Origin of the sequence: Massilia cavernae (assembly GCF_003590855.1) — a bacterium.
GTDB classification, from domain to species: Bacteria; Pseudomonadota; Gammaproteobacteria; order Burkholderiales; family Burkholderiaceae_D; genus Telluria_A; species Telluria_A cavernae.
Genome location: NZ_QYUP01000067.1, coordinates 1 through 23,279 on the forward strand (window position 1 = coordinate 1; position 23,279 = coordinate 23,279).

The 23,279-nt window shown below is 65.6% G+C and carries 19 protein-coding genes; 6 read left to right on the forward strand and 13 right to left on the reverse strand.

What is annotated here, in order from left to right:
• From D3872_RS06345 to D3872_RS06360, 4 genes are all read right to left on the reverse strand, one after another.
• On the reverse strand, nucleotides 1–1,146 hold a 1,146-nt coding region (locus D3872_RS06345; protein WP_119809990.1), incomplete at its 3' end, for an acetyl-CoA C-acyltransferase.
• Nucleotides 1,139–2,965, reverse strand: a complete 1,827-nt coding sequence (gene aceK, locus D3872_RS06350; RefSeq protein WP_119809991.1) for a bifunctional isocitrate dehydrogenase kinase/phosphatase — start codon at nucleotides 2,963–2,965, stop codon at nucleotides 1,139–1,141. The genes aceK and D3872_RS06345, both read right to left, overlap by 8 nt.
• Nucleotides 2,966–3,126: 161 nt before the next feature.
• Nucleotides 3,127–4,311, reverse strand: coding sequence for an isovaleryl-CoA dehydrogenase (locus tag D3872_RS06355; protein WP_119809992.1), 1,185 nt, complete (start codon nucleotides 4,309–4,311; stop codon nucleotides 3,127–3,129).
• 90 nt (nucleotides 4,312–4,401) lie between these two features.
• A complete protein-coding gene (locus D3872_RS06360; RefSeq protein ID WP_119809993.1) occupies nucleotides 4,402–4,794 on the reverse strand; it encodes a MerR family transcriptional regulator in 393 nt (130 codons plus the stop codon).
• A 124-nt stretch (nucleotides 4,795–4,918) separates the two neighbouring features.
• Here D3872_RS06360 and D3872_RS06365 point away from each other — a divergent pair, with 124 nt between their 5' ends.
• From D3872_RS06365 to D3872_RS25600, 3 genes are all read left to right on the forward strand, one after another.
• Nucleotides 4,919–5,971: an MBL fold metallo-hydrolase gene (locus D3872_RS06365; RefSeq protein ID WP_119809994.1), complete on the forward strand. Its 1,053-nt coding sequence runs from the start codon at nucleotides 4,919–4,921 to the stop codon at nucleotides 5,969–5,971.
• Between the two features lie 259 nt (nucleotides 5,972–6,230).
• Nucleotides 6,231–6,638, forward strand: a complete 408-nt coding sequence (locus D3872_RS06370; RefSeq protein WP_119809995.1) for a hypothetical protein — start codon at nucleotides 6,231–6,233, stop codon at nucleotides 6,636–6,638.
• Between the two features lie 284 nt (nucleotides 6,639–6,922).
• Entirely contained in the window at nucleotides 6,923–7,093 is a 171-nt protein-coding gene (locus D3872_RS25600; RefSeq protein ID WP_182915708.1) for a hypothetical protein, read from the forward strand.
• A gap of 33 nt (nucleotides 7,094–7,126) precedes the next feature.
• Here the strand turns inward: D3872_RS25600 and D3872_RS06375 are convergent, their stop codons facing one another.
• The 3 genes from D3872_RS06375 to D3872_RS06385 form a co-directional block, all read right to left on the reverse strand.
• The gene (locus tag D3872_RS06375; protein WP_119809996.1) at nucleotides 7,127–7,723 is read right to left on the reverse strand and encodes a UbiX family flavin prenyltransferase; all 597 of its coding nucleotides are present in this window, start codon (nucleotides 7,721–7,723) and stop codon (nucleotides 7,127–7,129) included.
• Nucleotides 7,716–8,027, reverse strand: coding sequence for a Grx4 family monothiol glutaredoxin (gene grxD, locus D3872_RS06380; protein WP_119809997.1), 312 nt, complete (start codon nucleotides 8,025–8,027; stop codon nucleotides 7,716–7,718). Before grxD ends, D3872_RS06375 begins: the two co-directional genes overlap by 8 nt.
• A gap of 182 nt (nucleotides 8,028–8,209) precedes the next feature.
• Nucleotides 8,210–10,552 carry a Tex family protein gene (locus D3872_RS06385; RefSeq protein ID WP_119809998.1) on the reverse strand — a complete coding sequence of 781 codons (2,343 nt, stop codon included), beginning with the start codon at nucleotides 10,550–10,552 and terminating at the stop codon, nucleotides 8,210–8,212.
• A 264-nt stretch (nucleotides 10,553–10,816) separates the two neighbouring features.
• On the opposite strand from D3872_RS06385, the gene D3872_RS06390 reads away from it, so the two are divergent.
• The 3 genes from D3872_RS06390 (at nucleotide 10,817) to D3872_RS06400 (ending at nucleotide 15,915) form a co-directional block, all read left to right on the forward strand.
• Nucleotides 10,817–13,930 (forward strand): DEAD/DEAH box helicase, encoded by a 3,114-nt coding sequence (locus D3872_RS06390; protein WP_119809999.1) that lies wholly within the window; start codon nucleotides 10,817–10,819, stop codon nucleotides 13,928–13,930.
• Between the two features lie 123 nt (nucleotides 13,931–14,053).
• Entirely contained in the window at nucleotides 14,054–15,202 is a 1,149-nt protein-coding gene (locus D3872_RS06395) for a PAS domain-containing sensor histidine kinase (protein ID WP_119810000.1), read from the forward strand.
• A gap of 32 nt (nucleotides 15,203–15,234) precedes the next feature.
• Entirely contained in the window at nucleotides 15,235–15,915 is a 681-nt protein-coding gene (locus tag D3872_RS06400; protein ID WP_119810001.1) for a response regulator transcription factor, read from the forward strand.
• Nucleotides 15,916–15,953: 38 nt separating this feature from the next.
• Here D3872_RS06400 and D3872_RS06405 read toward each other — a convergent pair whose 3' ends face one another.
• Genes D3872_RS06405 through D3872_RS06430 form a run of 6 tightly spaced genes read right to left on the reverse strand, consistent with a single transcriptional unit; the run spans nucleotide 15,954 to nucleotide 23,089 of the window.
• The gene (locus tag D3872_RS06405; RefSeq protein ID WP_229459196.1) at nucleotides 15,954–17,765 is read right to left on the reverse strand and encodes an MFS transporter; all 1,812 of its coding nucleotides are present in this window, start codon (nucleotides 17,763–17,765) and stop codon (nucleotides 15,954–15,956) included.
• 15 nt (nucleotides 17,766–17,780) lie between these two features.
• Complete coding sequence (locus tag D3872_RS06410) at nucleotides 17,781–18,875, reverse strand: N-acetylglucosamine-6-phosphate deacetylase (protein ID WP_119810002.1); 1,095 nt, start codon at nucleotides 18,873–18,875, stop codon at nucleotides 17,781–17,783.
• A 3-nt stretch (nucleotides 18,876–18,878) separates the two neighbouring features.
• Entirely contained in the window at nucleotides 18,879–19,736 is an 858-nt protein-coding gene (locus D3872_RS06415) for a DeoR family transcriptional regulator (RefSeq protein WP_274381694.1), read from the reverse strand.
• The gene (locus D3872_RS06420) at nucleotides 19,682–21,016 is read right to left on the reverse strand and encodes a D-tagatose-bisphosphate aldolase, class II, non-catalytic subunit (protein WP_119810003.1); all 1,335 of its coding nucleotides are present in this window, start codon (nucleotides 21,014–21,016) and stop codon (nucleotides 19,682–19,684) included. Before D3872_RS06420 ends, D3872_RS06415 begins: the two co-directional genes overlap by 55 nt.
• A gap of 5 nt (nucleotides 21,017–21,021) precedes the next feature.
• Nucleotides 21,022–21,966, reverse strand: coding sequence for an ROK family protein (locus D3872_RS06425; protein ID WP_119810004.1), 945 nt, complete (start codon nucleotides 21,964–21,966; stop codon nucleotides 21,022–21,024).
• On the reverse strand, nucleotides 21,953–23,089 hold the full coding sequence (locus D3872_RS06430) for an SIS domain-containing protein (RefSeq protein WP_119810005.1): 1,137 nt from the start codon (nucleotides 23,087–23,089) through the stop codon (nucleotides 21,953–21,955). The genes D3872_RS06425 and D3872_RS06430 overlap by 14 nt, the downstream gene beginning before the upstream one ends.
• Between the last annotated feature and the right edge of the window lie 190 nt (nucleotides 23,090–23,279).

Sequence of the window (23,279 nt, forward strand, 5' to 3'; positions counted from 1 at the left end):
CGCCACGCCGCGCTTGCCGCCGGTTTTCTTCAGCGCGCCCATCAGCGTGACCAAAATACGCGCGCCGGATGCGCCGATCGGGTGGCCCAGTGCGCAGGCGCCGCCGTGGATGTTGACCTTGCTGTGCGGGATGTCCAGGTCGCGCATCGCCGCCATCGGCACCGCTGCAAACGCTTCGTTGATCTCGAACAGGTCGACGTCCTGCGCGGTCCAGCCGGTCTTCTTCATCAGCTTCTGCATCGCGCCAATCGGGGCGGTGGTGAACAGGTTAGGTTCCTGCGCGTGGGTCGCGTGCGCGATGACTTTCGCGATCGGTGTCAGGCCCAGTTCGCGCGCCTTCGATTCGCGCATCATCACCAGGGCTGCTGCGCCGTCGTTGATCGACGACGACGATGCGGCGGTGATGGTGCCGTCCTTCTTGAACGCGGCGCGCAGGGTCGGGATCTTGTCCAGCTTGGCCTTGAGCGGGCCTTCGTCCTTTTCGATCACGGTATCGCCGGCGCGGCCGGAGACGGTGACCGGCGCGACTTCCCACTTGAAGTGGCCTTCGTTGGTGGCGTTCTGCGCGCGCTTGACCGATTCGATCGCGAACGCATCCTGCGCTTCGCGGGTGAACGAGTAGGTGGCCACGCATTCTTCCGCGAAGGTGCCCATCGAGCGGCCTTCGCCGGTTTTCTCGTTGCGCGAGTAAGCGTCTTCGAGGCCGTCGTACATCATGTGGTCGAACATCATGCCGTGGCCGATGCGGTAGCCGCCGCGCGCCTTCGGAATCAGGTAAGGCGCATTGGTCATCGATTCCATGCCGCCCGCGACCACGATGTCGGCGCTGCCGGCCATCAGGGTGTCATGCGCGAAGATCGCCGACTGCATCGCCGAACCGCACATCTTGGACAGGGTGACGGCGCCGGTCGACATCGGCAGGCCGCCCTTGATCGCGGCCTGGCGCGCAGGCGCCTGGCCCTGGCCCGCCATCAGGCAGTTGCCGAAGTAGACGTGCTCGACCAGTTTCGGGTCGACGCCGGCGCGCTCGACGGCGGCCTGGATCGCCACCGCGCCCAGGTCGCTGGCGGTCTTGGAGGAAAAATCGCCCTGGAAGGCGCCCATCGGGGTGCGCGCGGCGCCGACGATTACGACTGGATCATTCATGGTTCAGGTTCTCCAATTGAGGTGAGGGTGTAGGGGCTGGCGCTGTGGCCGTGGCCTGGTTGCGGAAACGGATGTCCTGCGGGTAAGGGAAGACATCCTCGACGATGCCGGCGATGATACGCTCCTTGCGCGACTGCCAGAAATCCCTGGTCAGCAGCTCGGCGTGGTGCTTCATGAAATACTTCCTGATCCTGGCGTTCCCCAGCAGGAAGGTGCCGAACTGCTCCGGGAACACGTCGTGCTTGCCGACCGAATACCAGGGCTCGGCCGACATCTCGTCTTCCTCGTTGCGCGGCTGGGGGATGTCGCGGAAATTGCAATCGGTGATGTACTCGATCTCGTCGTAGTCGTAGAACACCACGCGGCCCTGGCGGGTGACGCCGAAGTTCTTGTACAGCATGTCGCCGGGGAAGATGTTGGCCGCCACCAGCTCGCGGATGGCGTTGCCGTATTCGATGATGCCGTGCTCGACCAGGGTATCGTTGCCGGCCGCTTCGGCGCCGGTGAGGAAAATGTTCAGCGGCACCATGCGGCGCTCGATGTACAGGTGGCGGATGATGATGCGGTCGCCCTCGAACTCGACCAGCGAGGGGGCGTGTTGCATCAGCTCGGCGATCAGCTCTTCCGAGAAGCGCTCGACCGGGAAGGCCACGTTGGAATACTCGAGCGTATCGGCCATGCGGCCCACGCGGTCGTGATGCTTGACCAGCAGGTACTTTTCCTTGATCTGCGCGCGCGTGGTCTCCTTCGGCGGCGGGAAGAAATCCTTGATCACCTTGAACACATAGGGGAAGGACGGCAGCGCGAACACCAGCATCACCAGGCCGCGGATGCCGGGCGCGATCTCGAAGCGGTCCGAGGTGTGCTTCAGGTGCTGCAGGTAATCGCGGTAGAACAGCGTCTTGCCCTGCTTTTGCAGGCCGAGGATGGTGTAGATCTCGCTGCGCGGCTTGCGCGGCAGCAGGGTGCGCAGGAACTGCACGTAGGCCGACGGCACTTCCATGTCGACCATGAAGTAGGCGCGGGTGAACGAGAACAGGATCGTGATCTGGGCATGGTCGAGCAGCACCGCATCGAGCACCAGTTCGCGGTTGCGGTTGTGCAGGATGGGCACGACAAACGGGAACTCGCTGTTGCCGTTGATGATCTTGCCGACGACGTAAGCCCCCTTGTTCCGGAAGAACAGGTTCGACAGCACCTGGACCTGGTAGTTCGGCTCGATGGCGACGTCGCCCAGCTTCTGCAACAGGAATTGCTCCAGCTGCGCCACGTCGCGGTCGAGGTTGGCGAAGGGGCACTTCAGCTGGAAGTTCGTGATGATGCGCTTGAGCGAGAAGCGCAGGCCGTCGGTCGCGGGGTAGTACACGCGGTAGGTCGGCAGAAGTTCCTCGGTCTCGATGTACTCGGTCGAAATGACCGGGCGCACGAAAATGAAATCGTTGTGGAAATAAGTGCGATGCAAGATATTGCAGCACACGGAATTGAAGAACGTCTCGGCCAGCTCAGGCTGCTTGTGGCCCGACAGCATGCCGATATAATGCAGCTTGGTTTCGCGCCAGACGCTGTCGGTCAGTTCCGCCTGCGCGTACTCATCCTCGAGGACCTGGACGCACTCCTGGACGCGCTTGTCGTAGAAGTCGATGCGTTCGCGCGCGGCCTGTTGCGCGACCGACCAGTCGGCGTTCTCGAAATTGCGGCGCGCGGCCTGGCTCGCCTGCCGGAACAAGCGGTAATGCTTATCAAAGCCGTCGAGGATCGTGCGCGCGATATCGAACGCGATCTGCGAAGACAGCAGCTTTGGAAACGCAGCTTGTTTCATCGTTGAATCGACCCAGGGGACGCAAATCGCTATTCTATAAGAGTAAATGTTTCAACAATCGGGGTCAGACCACCATTTCGCCAATGTTTCGAGAATGGTGGTCTGACCCCGATTTTACGAGAATGGTGGTCTGACCCCGATTTTAGAAATGTTTTATAGCGTTACTTGGTTTCGGAGAAGAGTTCGCGGCCGATCAGCATGCGGCGGATTTCGCTGGTGCCGGCGCCAATCTCGTACAGCTTGGCGTCGCGCCACAGGCGGCCGACCGGGTATTCGTTGATGTAGCCATTGCCGCCTAGCGTCTGGATCGCTTCGCCCGCCATCCAGGTCGCTTTCTCGGCGCTGTACAGGATGGCGCCAGCGGCGTCCTTGCGCAGGTTGCGTACCTGCTCGGGCGTCGTCGCGCGGTCGCAGGCCTGGCCGACCGCGTAGACGTAGGCCTTGCAGGCCATCATCGTGGAGTACATGTCGGCGATCTTGCCTTGCATTAGCTGGAATTCGCCGATCGGCTGGCCGAATTGCTTGCGGTCGTGGATGTAGGGGACCACCGCGTCCATGCAGGCGGCCATGATGCCGAGCGGACCGCCCGACAGCACGGTGCGCTCGAAGTCGAGGCCGGACATCAGCACGTTGACGCCCTTGCCCAGGCCGCCCAGCACGTTTTCGGCCGGTACTTCGCAGTCTTCGAACACCAGTTCACCCGTGTGCGAGCCGCGCATGCCGAGCTTGTCGAGCTTTTGCGCGATCGAGAAGCCCTTGTAGCCTTTTTCGATCAGGAAGGCGGTCATGCCGCGCGGACCCGCTTCCAGGTCGTTCTTGGCGTACACCACCAGTACGTCGGCGTCAGGGCCGTTGGTGATCCACATCTTGGTGCCGTTCAGCACCCAGCGGTCTCCCTTGAACTCGGCCTTGAGCTTCATGCTGACCACGTCGGAGCCGGCGTTCGGCTCGGACATCGCCAGCGCGCCCACGTGTTCGCCCGAGATCAGCTTCGGCAGGTACTTGCGCTTCTGCTCTTCGGTGCCGTTGCGCTTGATCTGGTTGACGCACAGGTTGGAGTGGGCGCCGTACGACAGGCCGACCGACGCCGAGGCGCGCGAGATTTCTTCCATCGCGACGATGTGGGCCAGGTAGCCCATGCCGGCGCCGCCGTATTCCTCGCCGACGGTGATGCCGAGCAGGCCGAGTTCGCCCATCTTGCGCCACAGGTCCATCGGGAACTGGTCGCTGCGGTCGATCTCGGCGGCGCGCGGCGCGATTTCGGCGGCGGCGAATTGTTGGACTGCTTCGCGCAGCGCGGCGATGTCCTCGCCGTGGTCAAAGGTCAAGCCTGGAAGATGCAGCATGTCGTCCTCATGGAGTAGCGGATTGGGAATCGTCAATCATACGCATGTTTGACGTTAACGTAAACGTAAGGTAGCCGGTAGTGCGCCCGCTCAGGCGGTTTCGGCGCTTTGCGCCAGCATGCGGTGGCATTCGTCTTCGTGCGCCTTGACTTCGGCCAGCGCCATGTCGATGTCGGCGCGCTGTTGTTCAAGGGTTTCGCGCTGGTGTGCCAGTACCGCCAGGAAACGGTTCATCTGGGCAACCGTGTCCTTCGGCGACTCGTACATGTCGACGATACTCTTGATTTCGGACAGCGTCAGCCCGAGGCGCTTGCCGCGCAGGGTCAGCTTCAGGCGGGTGCGGTCGCGCGCGGTGTACACGCGGTTGCGGCCGCCCGCGCCTTCGCGCGACGGGCTCAGCAGGCCGTGGTCTTCGTAGAAGCGGATGGCGCGCGCGGTAATGTCGAATTCACGGGCAAGTTCGGCGATCGTGTAGGTAAGCATCGGGCTTCGTGTGCAATTGGTAAAATGGACCGGCGAGGAGGCATGACGTAGCGAAGCTTCCGTTTACGTCAACGTAAAGTGTATTGTAGCGCGCCGCCGGCCGTTTGCGACCATGAAAGAACTTATGAATCATCTCGAATCCCAGCTGGACTATCCCCTTGGCGACCATTTGCCGGAAACCGGCGCCCTGACCGAACTGGCGCCCGGCCTGCGCTGGCTGCGCATGCCGCTGCCGTTCGCGCTCGACCATATCAACCTGTGGCTGCTGCAGGACCGCCAGCACGGGCGTGACGGCTGGGCCGCGGTCGACTGCGGCGTCGCCAACGAGGCCACCCGCGCCGCCTGGGACCAGGTGCTGGCGCAGGGCATCGGGGGCGCGCCCCTGCTGCGTGTGTTCGCGACCCATTGCCACCCCGACCACATGGGCTTGTCCGACTGGCTGTGCAGCCGTTTCGGCGCGGCGATGTGGATGACCACCGGCGAATACGGCTTCGCGCGCATGATGTCGGCCGCCCTTCCCGGCGTCGACGGCCCCTCCGCGGTGCCGCATTTCCAGCGCCACGGCCTGGTCGATTCCGACCTGGTGCAGCGCTTGGGCGAGCGCCGCAATTATTACCCGTCGATGGTGCCCGCGGTGCCGCAGGCCTACACCCGCATGCGCGAAGGCGACGATATCGACATGGCCGGGCGTAGCTGGCGCGTCATTACCGGTTTCGGCCATTCGCCGGAACACGCCTCGCTGTACTGCGAGGAACTGAAAGTATTGATTTCCGGCGACATGGTGCTGCCGCGGATATCCACCAATGTATCCGTATTCGCGGTCGAGCCCGAGGGCAATCCGCTGGCGCTGTACCTTGATTCGCTGGGCAAGTTCGCCGGCCTGCCGGACGACACCCTGGTGCTGCCTTCGCACGGCCGGCCGTTCCGCGGCCTGCACACCCGCATCGCCCAGCTGCGCGCCCATCATGTGGATCGATTGGACGAGGTCAGGGAAGCCTGCAGCACGCCGCAGTCGGCGGCCGACATCGTTCCGGTGATGTTCAAACGTAAGCTGGACACCCATCAATTAACGTTTGCGCTCGGCGAGGCGCTTGCCCATCTTCACAAACTTTGGCACGGCGGCGTCCTGGCCAGGGAAGCTGGCGAAGACGGAATTTTCCGCTTTCGCGTCCTGTAGAGTCGCAATTTTTGCGACAATAGTGTCATAATCTTTGCGATACCGCCGGTTAAAAACCGGCGGGCATGCAAATTGGTTACAGGGAATCATTCTAATTTGTCCATTATATTGCATCGACAATTTTGTTAAACCGGCGAAGCCACTCTTGTAATTCTCGGAAAACTTCTCAAATTGTTACATGCAATGACTTCAGGCCGTCACAATTGGTCTCATCTTCCAAGAGACTGACTTTCATGGCATAGCATGAAATAGTGCCACAATGAATTCAGCTAACGAACGGGAAAGCTTCAGCGAACGCCTGCAACAGGCCCTGAAGAACGCTCACTACTCACCAGACAGTCCCACGCGACTTGCCCGCGAATTTAACATTCGCTTCGACGGGCGTCCGATCACTGTTCATGCAGCGCGGAAATGGCTTGTCGGTGAGGCAATTCCTACACAAGAGAAGCTGCGCATGATTGCCCACTGGCTCGGTGTGCCAGCCGAGTGGCTGCGTTTCGGCGGAGCGGAAGATGCTTCGACAAGCACCGAGCATGCCAACGGCGCATCCCGTTTCGAGTCGGCCGACGTCAAGCTGATTGCCGATTTGCAGCGGCTCGACGAACATCACCGCCAGATCGCACGCGAATTCATCCGTATGCTGGTGCGGATGAATAACCAGAAGTAGCCTTTTTGCCACAATTCCGGCTGCTGCCGCCGGTCCGGCTGCTGCCGCCGGTCCGGCGGCTATCCGGAACGCCTTCGCGTGCCGGCACGCAACACTGTGGCACCTTCCTCCCCCTCGTTCTCCCGCCTGTCCGTCACGATTCATGAATTTCCATTGGTAAAGTAAATACCCATTGGCAATTTCTATGTATCCGGAACGCACAAGACGGCGATAGTGGCTCATAATCAGGACGTAGTGCGCCGTAACGTCACCATGTATAGCAACAGCAGAGGATCCGCCTTCATATGAAAAGCAATTACGCCAATACTGCGCAACTGAAGGAATTGATGACCGCCCCGCCGATGACCGCCGCGCAGCATGCGGAAGTCATGCGCAAGCGCATCCAGCACCGCCGCATGCTTGAAGAAGCCAAGGAGTTGAAAAAGGCGGAGGCCTGGCAGGACGACAAACGCTGAGCCGCGCGTCGGCCGCTGCGGCCCTGCCCTGCCTCAGGCCGCGCCTGGCGCAGCCTTCATGCCGCCCCAGCGCGGGGCGAGGGCATGCTCGATGCCAAACAGGTCGATCACCCGTGCCACGCTGTGGTCGACCATTTCCTCGATGCTGGCCGGCTTGTTGTAGAAGCTTGGCAGCGGCGGGAAGATAATCCCGCCCATTTCCGTCACCACCGTCATGTTGCGCAAGTGCGCCAGGTTGAACGGCGTCTCGCGCACCATCAGCACCAGCCGGCGGCGCTCCTTGAGCACCACGTCGGCCGCGCGCGCGATCAGGTTGTCCGACAGGCCATGGGCCACGGACGCCAGCGTTTTCATCGAGCAGGGAGCGACGACCATGCCGTCGTACTGGAAGGAGCCGCTGGCGATCGAGGCGCCGATGTCGCGGTTCTTGTGCACCACATGGGCCAGCGCTTCGACGTCGCGGCGCTGCATGCCCACTTCCTGGTGAAGCGTGAGGGATGCGGCGTCCGAGACCACCAGGTGGGTCTCGACGCCGGGGGTGGCGGCCAGCTGCTGCAACAGCCGCACGCCATACACCGCGCCGGTGGCGCCGGTGATGGCGACGACCAGCCGCCGGGGGCGATCAGCCATTGAGGATGGCTTTGAGCTCGCCCGATTCGAACATCTCGTTCATGATGTCGGAACCGCCGATGAATTCGCCCTTGATGTACAGCTGCGGGATGGTCGGCCAGTTCGAGTATTCCTTGATGCCCTGGCGGACTTCAGGATCTTCCAGCACGTTGACGGTGGCGATGTTCTCGACGCCGCAGGCCTTCAGGATCTGGATGGCGCGGCCGGAAAAGCCGCATTGCGGGAACTGCGCGGTCCCTTTCATGAACAGCACCACGGGGGTGTTGGTCACGGTCTCTTTGATCCAGGTTTGTACGTCGCTCATGGCTGCCTCAGGGTGAAAAATGAATGGATGGCGACATTTTATAAGAAATTGACGCACGTGGCTTCCGCGACACCACCGTAGGGCGGATAAGCGCTTGCGCGCATCCGCCGGACGTGTGCGGGCTACGTAGCCGAAAACGGCGGATGCGGGCTTTGCCCTTATCCGCCCTACCGTTATCGTTTTCAGCTTTTGAGTTTTGCAAACGCCGCCGCCATGCTGCCGGCCATCGGCGCCGGCTGCTTGTTCTGGTGCTGCGCCAGGCGCTTGCCGTCGGTGCGGTCGCCGCGCTGTTCCGGCTTCGATCCGGCTTGCGGCGCGCTGTCGGTCAGGCGCATGGTCAGCGCGATGCGTTTGCGCTTGGCGTCCACTTCCAGCACCTTCACGCGCACCACCTGGCCCGCCTTCACCACCGTATGCGGATCCTTGACGAAGGTATTCGACAGCGCTGAAATGTGCACCAGCCCGTCCTGGTGGACGCCGATGTCGACGAAGGCGCCGAACGCCGCTACGTTGGTCACCACGCCCTCCAGGATCATGTCCGGGCGCAGGTCGCCGATCTCCTCCACCCCTTCCTTGAAGGTGGCGGTGGTGAACTCCGGCCGCGGGTCGCGGCCCGGCTTTTCCAGTTCCTTGATGATGTCGCTGATGGTCGGCACGCCGAACTTCTCGTCCGCGTAGCGCGCCGGCTGCAGCGTCTTCAGCAGCGAGGCGTCGCCGATCAGCGCCTTCATGTCCTTTTTGATATCGGCCAGGATCTTCTCGACCACCGGATAAGATTCCGGGTGCACCGCCGACGCATCCAGCGGGTTCTCGCCGTTCATCACGCGCAGGAAGCCGGCCGCCTGTTCGAAGGTCTTGTCGCCCAGGCGCGGCACCGATTTCAGCGCGGCGCGCGAGGTGAAGGCACCCTTCAAGTCGCGGTAGCTGACGATCGCCTGCGCCACACTGGCGGAGAGTCCCGACACGCGTGCCAGCAGCGGCGCCGACGCGGTATTCACGTCCACGCCCACCGCATTCACGCAGTCCTCGACTACCGCGTCCAGCGAACGGGCCAGCTGGGTCTGCGACACGTCGTGCTGGTACTGGCCCACGCCGATCGACTTCGGATCGATCTTCACCAGTTCCGCCAGCGGATCCTGCAGGCGGCGCGCGATCGACACGGCGCCGCGCAGCGATACGTCCATGTCCGGCAGCTCGCGCGAGGCGAATTCGGACGCCGAATACACCGACGCTCCCGCTTCCGACACGACGATCTTGGTCAGCTTCAGTTCCGCGCGCTGCTTGATCAGGTCCTGCGCCAGCTTGTCGGTTTCGCGCGAGGCGGTGCCATTGCCGATCGAGATCAGCGAGACATTGTGCTTCGCAGCCAGCGCGCCCAGTACGTGCAGCGAGCCGTCCCAGTCGTTCCTCGGCTGGTGCGGGTAGATCACCGCGGTGTCGACCACCTTGCCGGTGGCGTCCACCACCGCCACCTTGACGCCGGTGCGCAGGCCGGGATCGAGGCCCATGGTGGCGCGCGGACCGGCCGGCGCGGCCAGCAGCAGCGCCTTCAGGTTGCGGGCGAACACGTTGATCGCGTCCAGCTCGGCCTTCTCGCGCAGCGCGCCCATCAGTTCGGTTTCGAGGTGCATGAAGCTCTTCACGCGCCAGGTCCAGCGCGCCGTGTCGGCCAGCCACTTGTCGGCGGGGCGGCCCAGGTTCTTGATGCCGGCGGCGGCGGCGATGCGGCCTTCGCAGGGGTTGTGCGGCGCGTCCCACTTCGGCTTCTCAAGCTCGGTGTCGAGGCGCAGGGTGACGTCCAGCACGCCTTCGCGGCGGCCGCGCAGCAGCGCCAGGGCGCGGTGCGACGGCACCGTGGAAATGTTTTCGGAGTAGTCGAAGTAGTCGGCGAACTTCTCGCCCTCGTCCTGCTTGCCTTCGACGACCTTCGAGTCGACCACGCCGTGCTCCTGCACGTATTCGCGCAGCGACTGCAGCAGGGCCGCGTCCTCGGCAAAGCGTTCCATCAGGATCTGGCGCGCGCCGTCCAGCGCCGCCTTGGCGTCCGCCACGCCCGGGTTGTTGCCGTCGGCAGTGGTGAAGGCTTCGCGCAGGAACTTGCCCGCCTCGGTCTCGGGATTCAGGGCCGGATCGGCCAGCAGCGCATCGGCCAGCGGCGCCAGCCCTGCCTCGATGGCGATCTGGGCCTTGGTGCGGCGCTTCTGCTTGTACGGCAGGTACAGGTCTTCCAGCCGGGTCTTGTCCTCGGCCATGGCGATGGCTTCCATCAGCGCCGGGGTCATCTTGCCCTGTTCGACGATGGACGCCACGATCGTGGCGCGGCGGTCTTCCAGTTCGCGCAGGTAGCGCAGGCGCTCTTCGAGCAGGCGCAGCTGGATGTCGTCCAGGCCGCCGGTCGCTTCCTTGCGGTAACGTGCGATGAAGGGGACGGTTGCGCCTTCGTCCAGCAGGGCGATGGCGGCGGCAACCTGCACCGGTTTGGCGGCAAGTTCAAGGGCGAGGCGTTGTTCGATAGAAGGCAGCATGGGGTCGATCCAGGTGAGTCAAGCACGGAATGATACGCAATCGGAAAGAATGTGCCAGTCTTGACAGTACCCGGTGCGTGTGCAGAGTTGCCAGGAGAGCAAGCGACGCTTCCGTTTTTCAATTAACATGAACTTGATGAATGGCAAAGAATTGCCGGCACCAGGGATTATAGGTGTGAAAGAGAACAGACCACGACATGGCTGAAGTCGGATAATATCGGCTGTTATGGTTTTTAATACCGCACTTACAGAACACTAGACACGATGGAATTCACGCGCGAAGAACACCGCGAAGTATCGACGGCGGCGCCCCGCGCAACGCCCGCGAACCCCGCGACCAACCTGCCCGCGCCGGTGGCGAGCTGGCTGCAGCGCGTCGAGGCGGCTGCCCACCCTCAGCCCCAGCTGAGCGCCGAAATCAAGGATCCGAAGCTGACCCAGTACCGCTTCGTGTATGTACTCGCGCCCACCAGCGGCGGCCGCCATGTCGCCCTGTGCCTGTGCAAGGCGCGCCTGCGCCCGGCCGGCGACGTGGCCGCGGCCAGTCCGGTCAGCGAAGTATTTTCCCTGCTGTCGGCCCCGCCGGCCTACCTGCAGGGCGACGACGAAGACCTTGTGCGCTTCTTCATTGCGATGCGCAGCGGCGCGGCCTCGGCCGGCGGCGGCGCCACCGAGCCGAAGGGCAAGGTCGGCGCCATCCTCCTGCAAATGTTGCTGGAACAAGACAAACTGCTGTGGGCGAATTCCTGGCAGGACATGGCCAACGGCCTGGTCTACCCGCTCAAGGCGGGCCCGGTGCGCGAAGCGAACCTGGTGTGGCGCGACGAGGGCCGTACCGCCCGCCTCGGCTGGCAGGTCCAGCCGGCCGGCGGCGCCACCCATACCGCCGCCGACCAGATCGACTACATGCTGCCGACCGATCCGCCGTGGTATATCGACAACCTGTCGTGCGGGCCGCTGGCGCTGAACCGCGGCGGCGTCGACATTTCGCTGGCCGACCTGCAGGCGCTGGTGGCGCAAGCCCCGGCCCTGTCCGGCAGCGACAAGAAACGCGTGTCGCAGCTGCTGCTGGCGCATGGCCTGCAGCAGCTGATGCCGCTGCCGCAGCCGCTGACCCAGCGCCTGCGCGACGACGTCAAGCCGCGCCCCGTACTGCTGCTCGACAGCGTGCAGCTGCCGGACGGCGCCACCCAACGCTGGCACGACATCGCCGTGCTGTCCTACGATTACGACGGCGAGCGGGTGTCGTTCGACCCGGCCCAGCGCGTGGTGCGCCAGCTGGACGACGTCACTGAAATCATTTCGCGCAACACCGCGGCGGAAACCGATGCGCTGGCCGAACTGTCCGGCCTTGGCTTCCGCAAGCCCGCCACGGCGCCTTTGAACGGCCTGGCCGGCGCGCTGCAGCAGGGCAGCCAGGCGCACTGGCTGCGCTTCGCCGCCGCCGACCTGGAAGGCCTGGCCGAGCACGGCTGGCAGGTGATCAAGTCGCCCAAGTACCGCTATGACGTGGTCGGGGTGGACGACTGGTATGCCGACATCGACGAACCGGCCGAAGCCGGCAACGCCTGGTTCGAACTGGAACTGGGCATCGTGGTCAACCAGAAGCGGGTGCCGCTGCTGCCGGTGCTGGTGCAGCTGATCCGCAGCGCGCCGAGCGATTTCGACCCGGATGTGCTGGCCGCCCACGCCGACATCGACCAGATGCTGGCCACCCTGCCCGACGGCGTGCGCGTGGCGCTGCCCTGGGGCCGGCTCAAGCCTATCCTCGCCACCCTGGGCGAGCTGTATTTCAACGACAAGATCAAGGGCAGGATCCGCCTGTCGACGCTGGACGCGGCGCGCCTGGACGAGCTGGCCCGCGGCACCGAGCTGCGCTGGACCGGCGGCGAGCAGCTGCGCGAAACCGGCCGCAAGCTCAGCCAGTTCGGCTCGGTGCAGAAGGTGCCGACCCCGGCCGGCCTGCAAGCCACCCTGCGCGACTACCAGGCCGACGGCCTGGCCTGGATGCAGTTCCTGCGCGAATACAACTTGGCCGGCATCCTGGCCGACGACATGGGCCTGGGCAAGACGGTGCAGACGCTGGCCCACATCCTGGTCGAAAAGGAATCCGGTCGCATGAGCAAGCCGGCGCTGGTGATCGCGCCGACCAGCCTGATGACCAACTGGCAGGAAGAAGCCGCCCGCTTCGCGCCCGGCCTGCGCGTGCTGCTGTTGCAAGGCAAGGAGCGCATGGACCTGTTCGACAAGATCGACGGCTACGACCTGGTGCTGACCACCTACGCGCTGCTGCCGCGCGACGAGGAGGAGCTGCACAAGCACGAATACCACCTGGTCATCCTGGACGAGTCGCACTACATCAAGAACACCCGCTCCAAGGCGGCCCAGAGCGCCGGCCTGCTGAAGGCCAACCACCGCCTGTGCCTGTCCGGCACGCCGCTCGAGAACCACCTGGGCGAGCTGTGGTCGCAGTTCCACTTCCTGCTGCCGGGCCTGCTGGGCGACGAAAAGACCTTCAACGCCCAGTTCCGCCATCCGATCGAGCGCCAGGACGACCCGCTGCGCCGGGTGCTGCTGAACCGCCGCATCCGCCCCTTCCTGCTGCGCCGGACCAAGGACAACGTGGCCAAGGAGCTGCCGTCCAAGACCGAGATGGTGCGCAAGGTGGAACTGACGGGCGGCCAGCGCGACCTGTACGAAACCGTGCGCCTGGCGATGGACAAGAAGGTGCGCGACGAGATCGACAAGAAGGGCGTCGCGCGCAGCCAGATCGTCATCCTGGAAGCGCTGCTCAAGCTGCGCCAGGTCTGCTGCGACCCGCGCCTGGTCAAGGCGCTGCCGTCGCGCAAGAAGGACAGCGGCTCGGCCAAGCTGATCGACCTGATGCAGATGGTCGACGACCTGCTCGAAGAAGGCCGCAAGATCCTGGTGTTCTCGCAGTTCACCAGCATGCTCGAGCTGATCCAGGCCGAACTGGATGCGCGCCGCATCCCGTACGCGCTGCTGACCGGCGAAACCCGCGACCGCGCGGCACAGGTGGCCGCGTTCCAGCAGGGCGCGGTGCCGATCTTCCTGATCAGCCTGAAGGCGGGCGGCGTCGGCCTCAACCTGACCGCGGCCGATACCGTGATCCACTACGACCCGTGGTGGAACCCGGCGGCCGAGAACCAGGCCACCGACCGCGCCTGGCGCATCGGGCAGGACAAGCCGGTGTTCGTCTACAAGCTGATCGCCAAGGGCACGCTGGAAGAAAAGATCCAGCTGCTGCAGCAGAAGAAGTCGGACCTGGCGCAATCGATCCTGGCCGACGGCGAGTCGCACAAGCTGGCGCTGACGCAGGAAGACTTGCAGGCGATTTTCGCACCACTGGAAGAGTAGGCGCCGCTGCTGTGCCGGGCGTTTTATGCGCCCTGCATGGAATCGGTACAAATTGAATAGCGGTATATGCAATATGGCAATATCGCGCTTATACTTGGTCGTTTTCATCAGAATCGACCACCGATGAGCAGCAGCAATCTCGCCGATCACTTCCGCACCATCGCCGAACTGCGCGGCGACGTCGCATGGATCGTCGACTGCGCCACCGGCCTGCCGGGCTACATCAGCCCGCACGCCGGCGTCCAGCTTGGCTACGCCCTCCCCGATTTCCATGACCAGCTCGCCCATGGCGGCGACGGCCCGCTGGCCGAGCTGTGCGGCGGCCTGGCCGAGCGCCTGCGCCGTTTCGCCGAAGGCGACCAATCGCGCCTGCGGCTGGTGCGCGAATTCGAACTGCCGCGCGGCGACGGCGACACCTCGACCCCGGTGGAAGTGACCTCGATGCTGGTGCTGGACGACCAGGGCGAGCCGCACCGCCTGGTCGGCACCATCCGCGACCTCAGCGCCCAGCGCGCTGTCGAAGCGGGCCAGCGCAGCTTTGCCAGCATGCTCAACCACGAATTCCGCACGCCACTGTCGACCATCGACGGCGCCATCCAGCGCCTCGAAGCGACCGGCGCCGACGCCGACGAGCCGACCCGCCAGCGCTACCGCAAGATCGCGATGGCGGTCGACCGCATGGCGGCCATGCTCGACCAGTACCTGTCGCCGGACCGCATCGCCTCAACCGGCCACAAGCCGCGCGACAACCACGCCGAACCGCGCCGCCTGCTCGAGGAAGGCGCCGGCATCGCGCGTGCGGCGGGGCGCAGCGCCACCGTCAGCGGCGACGGCCTGCCCGGCGCCATCCGCTGCGCGCCGGACGGCCTTCGCCTCGCCATCAGGGTGCTGGTGGAAAACGCAGTTCAATATTCTCCCGAAGATTCCGTTATAGAACTGGCTGGCGCCCAAACGGCCGATGGCATCGAGCTGCTGGTGCGCGACCATGGCCCTGGGGTGCCGACCGCCGAGACCGGCCGGATCTTCGACAGGTTTTACCGCGGCAGCAACGCGGGCAGCCGCCCCGGTTCCGGCCTGGGCCTGTACATGGCGCGCTCGGTGGTGGACGTGCATGGAGGCAGCCTGAGCGTGCGCAACCTCGACAACCGTGGCGCGGAATTCCGCTTATGGCTGCCGCTTCAAGGTGTCGGGAAAAAGGTTGCGCGTGGAAAGACCAACAGTGATAATCGCCCGCTCGACGAAATGTCAGCGCCCGGCTGGACGCAACAATAGTAGTGAGATCACTTAATAAAAATGGCGCACGCATGACGCAAATTCTTATCGTTGAAGACAACGTCGATTACGCCGCCGACATGGCCGAGTTCCTGGTCGGACTCGATCATCAGGTCGAGGTCGCCACGACCGCGTCCGAGATGTGGGCGGCGCTGACCCGCAATCCGCACGCCGTCGTCGTCCTGGACCTGGGCCTGCCTGACGAAGACGGCTTCAACGTCATACCGCGCATGCGCCAGCTCTACCCCGAAATCGGGCTGCTGGTGCTGACCGGCCGTGTCGCCTTCGACAGCCGCATCCTGGGCCTGCGCCTGGGCGCCGACCATTACCTCACCAAACCGATCAAGTTCCCCGAACTGGCGGCCCACATCGAGGCGCTGGACCGCCGCGTGCGCCCGCACGAGCCTAGCCCTGCCGTCAGCAAGTGGACCTTGCGCATCAGCGCGCGCCAGCTCGAGCTGATGGGGTCGGTCATCGACCTGACCGAAAAAGAGTGCAACTTCCTGCACCTGCTGACCATGAACACCCGCCCGGTGCCGCGCCAGGTGATCGTGGCCGGCATGGGCGGCGACGACCCCGATGCCAGCCGCCGCGTCGACATGCTGGTCTACCGCCTGCGCAAGAAGGCGCGCCAGGGGCTGGGCCAGGACCTGCCGCTGCGCAGCGCGTACGGTGAGGGTTATAGCCTGTCGGCCGGGTTCAATCTTTCCTGAACCACGGCCGCTGCCGGGCAGCTACGCCCGGCAGGATGCTATCGCGCGAAATGCGCCTCGATCTCTTCCAGCGTCTTGCCCTTGGTTTCCGGCAGCAGGAAGGTCGCAGTCAGGAAGTAGACCACGGTGCAGCCGGCCCAGAAGAAGAACATGGTCGCATAGCCATGCAGGCCCACGGTCGGCAGGAACACGGCGGCGATCAGCGTCGATACGAACTGGTTGACCAGCAGGGCCACGCTCATGCCGTTGGAACGGATCCGGGTCGGCATCAATTCGGTCAGGGCCAGCCACACGCACACGCCGGGGCCGACCGCGAAGCTGGCGACGAACAGGCACAAGGCCAGCGCCACCTGCCAGCCATGGGTGGCTGACGGCACCACGCCCAGCTGCGCCTTCTCGATGCGCAGCGGCGCATCGCTCGCGGCGGCCGGGTCGGCAAATGGATTCAGGTGCAGGCGGCGGAAGAAGGCGCCGATCACGCTGTCGGCCTGCACCGTGTCGGCGCGCGCCACCTGCAGCAGCGGCAGTCCTGGTTCATCGGTGCGGCGGGTCTGGACATTGGTGAACTCGCCGTAGGAGTAGGCCAGCGTCAGCTGCATCGCCGGGCCGCCGGGCTGCTGGCCCAGCGCCAGCAGGGTCGCGTCGTCCAGCCGCAAGGCCAGTCCGTCTGCGCGGACCTGGGCGGCGACGGCGGCGCGCACGTCGCGCTGCCCGCTTTCAGCGCTGTTGAACAGCAGGCCGGCCGCCAGCAGCGCCACCACGATGCCGCCGCTGCCCAGCATGAGCAGGAACTTGCGGCCCTTGCGGTCGACCAGCACTACCGCCACCACCGTCATGACGGCGTTCAGTACCTTGAGCGTCACGTCGGCCATGTTCGCCGTCTTGCCCGGCAGGCCGGCCTGGTTCAGGATGTTGACCGCGTAGGCCAGCACGGAATTGATGCCGGTGGCCTGGGTGCAGGCCAGGATCAGGCAGGCCAGCAGGAAGGGCAGGACATAGCGTCGGCTAAGCAACGGATCGCCGGCGACCCGGCGCGCGCCGCGTGCGGCGACGTGCACCTGCTGCATGCTGCGCAGTTCGGCGTCCGCTTCGTCCGCCGCGCGGGTGCGCAGCAGGGCACGGCGCGCCGCATCGATGCGGCCGCGCTGCACCAGCCAGCGCGGCGATTCCGCCAACAGCAGGCTTCCGATCGTAAATACCAGGCCAGGCGTCAGGCACATCCAGAAGATGCTGCGCCAGGCATCGTCCTTGGCCGCGAACACGGCGGCGCCGCGCGCGGCCTCGGGCAGGGACTTGGCCGCCTCGGTGGCCGCGTCCACCGAGTGCGCCTGCACCAGGCCGATCAGGGCGGCGGCCACCAGGCCGATCGTCAGCAGCAGCTGGAACAGGGCCGCGCCGCGGCCGCGGTGCTTGGCGTGCAGGCATTCGGCCAGGTACAAGGGGACCACCACCCCGATCAGGCCGCCGCTGACGCCTTGCAGCAGGCGCCCCAGCAGCAGCGGCAGGTAGCCGTCGGACAGGGCGATCAGCGGGATGCTGAGCGTGAACAGGGCGCCGGACAGCACCATCGCCCAGCGCCGCCCGATCACGTCGGCCAGCGCGCCGGCGAACAGCGAAGACAGCACGGAGCCGAGCAGCACGGCCGCCACGATGAAGCCCAGTTGCTGGGTGCTGAGCTTCCACGCCAGCGAGGCGGTCGATTCCAGGTAGGGCAAGGCGCCTGCGATGATGCCGACGTCGATCCCGTACAGCAGGCCGCCCATGCCGGCGATGAACAGCAGGTAGCGCATCTGCCAAACGGGTTCGGCTTGCGTCGAGGCTCCGGGGACGAGCGGGGTGGTGGCGTGCATCGGGGACTCCAGGGACTAGCGGGTGGAAAGGTTGATGGCTTCGCCTTCGACGAAGACGGCCACCGGTTGCAAGGCTTGGTCGAGGACGACGATGTCGGCCCAGGCGCCGGGCGCCAGCCGGCCGCGCTCCGTTTCGCCGAGGTAGTCGGCCGGGTTGAGCGACAGGCGGTTGGAGGCGTCGGCCAGGTCGAGGCCGAGGCCGACGAAATTGCGCAGGGCCTGGTCCATCGTCAGCACGCTGCCGGCCAGCGAGCCGGTGGCGAGCCGCACGCAGCCCAGGCATTTGAACACGCGCTGGCTGCCGAGCGCATACTCGCCGTTCGGCATGCCGGTGGCGGCGGTGGCATCGGTCACGCCATACAGGCGCGGGATGGCGCGCAGGGCGACGCGCAGCGCGCCCGGATGCACGTGCTGCAGGTCGGGGATCACTTCCGCATATTCGGCATGGGCGAGGGCCGCGCCCACCATGCCGGGCTGGTAGTGGTTCATGCCCGTCATGCCATTGAACAGGTGGGTGAAGCCGGCCACGCCGGCGGCAAGCGCGGCGACGCCGTCTTCGTAACTGCCGGCGCTGTGGCCGATCTGGACCCGGATACCCATGGCCTTGAGCTGGGGGATCAGCGCCAGGTGGCCGCCCACTTCGGGCGCCAGGGTCAGCACGCGGATCGGGGCGGTGGCATGGAAGCTCTGCACCAGCGCCAGGCTGGCGTCGATCACGTCCGGCGGCTGGGCGCCGAGGCGGTTCAGGTTGAGGAAAGGCCCTTCCAGGTGCACCCCGAGCATGCGCGCGCCGCCGCTGGGGCGTTCGGCGATGACGCCGGCCAGGCCGGCCAGCGCGCGGCGGATGGAGTCCTCCTTCGCCGTCAGGGTGGTGCCCAGCAGGGCCGTGGTGCCGTGACGCGCGTGGGTGCGGGCCACCGTGGCGCCGGCCATGCCGCCTTCCATGATGTCGACGCCGGAGGCGCCGTGCACGTGCAGGTCGATAAAGCCGGGCAGGATCGTCAGCGTGCTGTCGGCGACAGGCCCTTCCTGGATCCGGGTGATACGTTCGCTGAAATCGATACTGCCTGTGATCCAGCCGGTGGGGGTAAGGATTCTGCCGCTAAGCACGTTCTAGTCCGCGATGATAAGTTCGATGCCCAGCTTGAGCAGCCCCTCGCGGTACTCGGGGCTGATGCTGGCATCGGTGATGATGGTATGGACCCGGTCCAGCTGCACGATGCGGTGCAGGCTGACACGGCCGAATTTGGAAGCGTCCGTCAGGACGATGATCTTCTTGGCGCGCTCGACCATCTTGTGGTTCAGGCTCGCTTCCGCCTCGTGGTGGGTGGTCACGCCGAACTGCAGGTCGCAGCCGTCCACGCCGAGGAAGAGTTTGTCGAAGTTGTAGGCCTGCAGGCAGGCCTCGGCCTGAGTGCCCTGGATCGACAGCGACTCCTTGCGCAGCAGCCCGCCGGTCAGGATCAGGTCGACGCCGGGCGCGTCGGCCAGTTCCCACGCGATGTTCAGGCCATTGGTCATGACCGTCACCTGGTCGGCGTCGCGCAAGTGGCGCGCCAGCGAGATGGTGGTGGTGCCGGAGTCGATGATGATGTTGTCGCCCGGCTGCACCAGGCGCGCGGCGACGGCGCCGATGCGTTCCTTCTGCTGCTGGTTGATGGAATCCTTCTGGCGGATGTTGTGCTCGGTCGGCGGCGTGCGCGTGAGGACGGCGCCGCCGTGGCTGCGGGTGGCCAGGCCCTGGCTTTCGAGCGCGCTCAGGTCGCTGCGGATCGTGACTGCGGACACCCCGAACAGGTCCACCAGGTCGGTCACCTGGACCGAGCCCTGTTGGACAAGCACTTGCAGGATGGATTCGCGGCGTTGGCTGGTATTTCGCATGTTGGGCTCGGTCGACAATAAAAAAAGTGTCGAGCTTAACAGATCGATGCTTCGGCGCCAGCCGTGGCCGGAGCGGTGTTGCGCTGGCAAGCCCGCGCATACTGGGCCAGCACGCGGCCGACCTTGTGTTCGAGCAGTTCGCGCGCACTGGTGCCCAGCTGGCCCTGGAGTACGTCGAGGTACTGCTCGGGCAAGTGCTGGCTCAGCACCGGCAGCGGGATCTCGCGCGCATCGAGGTTGGCGAACAGCTTGTCGACGGCGGCTGCCACCGGCGGCTCGCCCCAGTAGTAGCGGCAGCGGTCGCTCAAGCCGTAGTGGCGCATCAGGCGCTGCTCTTCGCTGCTGCCCAGGTAGTGCTTGCGCCAGTGCTGCGGCTTGGCCACCATGACCTCGTCCAGCACGCGCATCAGGTGCGACGCCTGGTCGGCGGGCACCAGCTCGTCCTCGATCCGGCACAGGGCGGCCAGGCCTTCGCGCAGGGCGAAGGTGGCGGCGGGGCCGACCTTCAGGATTGCGAAATGGTCGCGCACCATCTCATGCAGCGCCGATTCGCGCTGGTAGTCGGTGGAGTGGGCTTCGAACACCAGGCCGGGCTGGCCCGCGACGAAGGCCGACAGCGCGGCGGCCTGGGTGGCGTCGTAATGCTGGATGTGGCTGTGGTCGAAGTCCACGCCCGGCTGCACCACCATCGCCAGCACGCGCTTCCAGGCGTCGTGCAGGCCGAGCTCGGCGAAGGCGCGCCGGTGCACGCTTAGCGTGCGGCCGGCGGCCTCCGGCGCGGTCACGGCGCCGGCCTGGGCCAGCGACGCTTCGCCGCCCGGCACCGGCACTTCGGTGCCGATCACATACACGGGCGGCGGCAGTCCGGCGCCGGCGGCGGCCGCTTCGGCGACGATGGCCAGGCGCGCCGAGCGCGCAGCCACGGTCTCGTCGCTCAGCTGGGCCGGGTCGTCTGCGCAACGCATGCTGCAATCGAGGTGGATCTTGTGGAAGCCCGCCGCGGCATACGCGGCGATCAGGGTTTCGGCATGCTGCATGGCGGTCGCCGCATCCAGCCCCTGCCATGCGTTCGGGCCCAGATGGTCGCCGCCCAGCACCAGCTGCGTGAGGGGGACGCCCTGCTCGCGCGCCATCTGCTGCACGTAGTCGCGGAAAGCGGCCGGAGTCATGCCGGTGTAGCCGCCGAACTGGTCGACCTGGTTGGAGGTCGCTTCCACCAGCAGCAGCGTGCCGTAGGCGGCGGCCACGCGCATGGCTGCGCTCAGCACGATCGGATGGCTGCAGCAGACGCTGTACAGGCCGACCGGTTCGCCGCGGCGATGGGCTTTCACGACCTGCTGGATGGGGGAGAGGGATGCGGGCGAGTTCATGGTCTTCAGGCAGTAGTGGTTTGTCTTGCGAGGAGTGCTGCGCCACGCGCGCCGCCGGCGTCGCCGAAGCGCGGCGGCAGGATAGGCGGCACTTGCACGCCGAGGAACAGGTGGCGGCGCACGGCGTCGGGCAGCTTTGCATACAGGTGCGGCAGATGGGACAGGCCGCCGCCCAGCACGAGCGCGTGCGGATCGACCGCCAGCACCAGGCCGGCCAGCGCATGGCCCAGCAGGTCGAGGTGGACCGCGACGGTGCGTTCGGCAATGGCGTCGCCCATGTTGGCGCGCGCCACGATGGCCAGCGGTTCGACGCCGTCGCCGCCGAAGTGGACGTGCAGCTTGCTCATGCCGGGGCCGGAAACATAGCGTTCGAGGCAGCCGGTTTTGCCGCAGGGGCAGTCATGCAGCGGCAGGCCGTGCTGGGCCAGCAGCGTCGCCGGAACCGTCCAGTGGCCCCATTCGCCGGCCACGCCGTTCAGGCCGCGCAGCAGGCGGCCGTCGACGCAGTAGCCGCCGCCGGCGCCGGTGCCGAGGATGACGCCGAACATGGTGGGCTGGCCTGCGGCCGCGCCACCCTGGGCCTCGGACAACGCGAAGCACTGGCAGTCATTGCCGATGACGACAGGACGCTGCAAGGCTTGCTGCAGGGCCGCGGCCGCCAGCCGGCCGTTCAGGGCCGGGACGTTGGAACTCAACTGGCGCCCGCTGGCGCTGTCGGTCACGCCGGGCAGGCCGATGCCGACCGGGGCGCGCATGCCGAGCGCGGCGTCGGCGCGCGCCACCAGGTCGACGATGGCCTGGACGAAGGCGGCAAAGTCGGTGCCCGGCGTGGCGATCCGTTCGCGGAAGGCTTCCTCCAGCGCGGCGCCGCTGTCGGTGAAGGCGGCCAGCTCGATCTTGCTGCCGCCGATATCGATGCCGTGGTAGCCGCGGTGTTCAGGATTCGTCATGGGGATAGATGGTGACGCCTTGAACGACCCGGTTCACGGTGCCGTCGGCGAAAGGGTTATCGGGACGCAGGCCCAGGGCGGCCGACTTGTGCAGCGCAAACTGCTGGGCCATCAGCAGCCACAGGGGCGCGAGCCAGCTATCCGGCCACAGCGGCGCACCGGAATCGAGCTCGCCGCCCATGCCTACGGTCACGCAGCGTCCTGCCACTTTGTCGCGCAGCAGTTCCTGCAGCAGGTCGTCTTCGTAACGGCGGGCCAGCTCTTTCCTGCTGCGGAACATGATCACCAGCGAGTCGCCGTTCAAGGCCGACTTCGGGCCGTGGCGGAAACCGAGGGCGGTGTTGGCCATGGCCAGCACGCGGCCGCCGGTCAGTTCCAGGATTTTCAGCGCAGCTTCGCGTGCCAGGGCTTCCAGCGGGCCACTGCCAAGGTAGACAACGCGCGCCACCGGCTCCGCGGCCAGCGCCGCCACCGGCGCCGACCAGTCGCGCAGCGCCTGCTCGGCCAGGCCGGCCAGCACGGAAAGGCGCTCGGCGCCGTTGTCCTTGCCCAGTACGCACAGGGAGGCAAGCAGCATGCAGCTGAAGCTGCTGGTCATGGCGAAGCCGCGGTCGCAACTGGCCGCCGGCATCAGCAGGGTGCAGGTCCGGCTGTCGTGCTCGCCTTGCCGGGCCAGCTGGCCTTCGGCATTGCAGGTGATATTCAGGAAGCGGGCGTCGCGCATGGTGGCGCGCAGCAGCGAGACCGCCGCCAGGCTTTCCGGGCTGTTGCCGCTGCGGGCGAACGAGACCAGCAGGGTCGGTGCGTCCGTTTCCAGGTACAGCTCGGGGTGGGTCAGCAGGCTGGTGGTGGCGACGGCGCGCACCTGCGCCGGCCAGGCGGCGTTCAATTCGTCCGCCACGATTTCGCCGACATAGGCCGAGCTGCCGGCGCCGGTCAGGATGACGCGCTGGCGCGGATCGCTCAGGCAGTCGCCGAGGAAAGCCGAAACGCGGGCATCGCTGGACTGTAAAAGTGCGGACAGCTCGCGCCAGAGGGCGGGTTGGTGGACGATTTCTTCGGCGGTATCTAGGCCGCCGATATCGCGCCAGGCTTGCGGGTCACGCTGGAGAAGGGTAGTCATCGAAAGAAAAGTGTGGTTGTCGTTTGTTTTAAAGCATAAGGATTTAATTTCGAAAAGTCAAACACGAAAGACAAATGAAAGTTAAAGCGTGCAGAAAGCACGACATTCCTGCGCGTCGGCGGCACGGCATGTACCGTTTTTGCGACATTTTCGAAAGATTCCAAGCTGAAAAAAGCAGCAATCGAAAGAA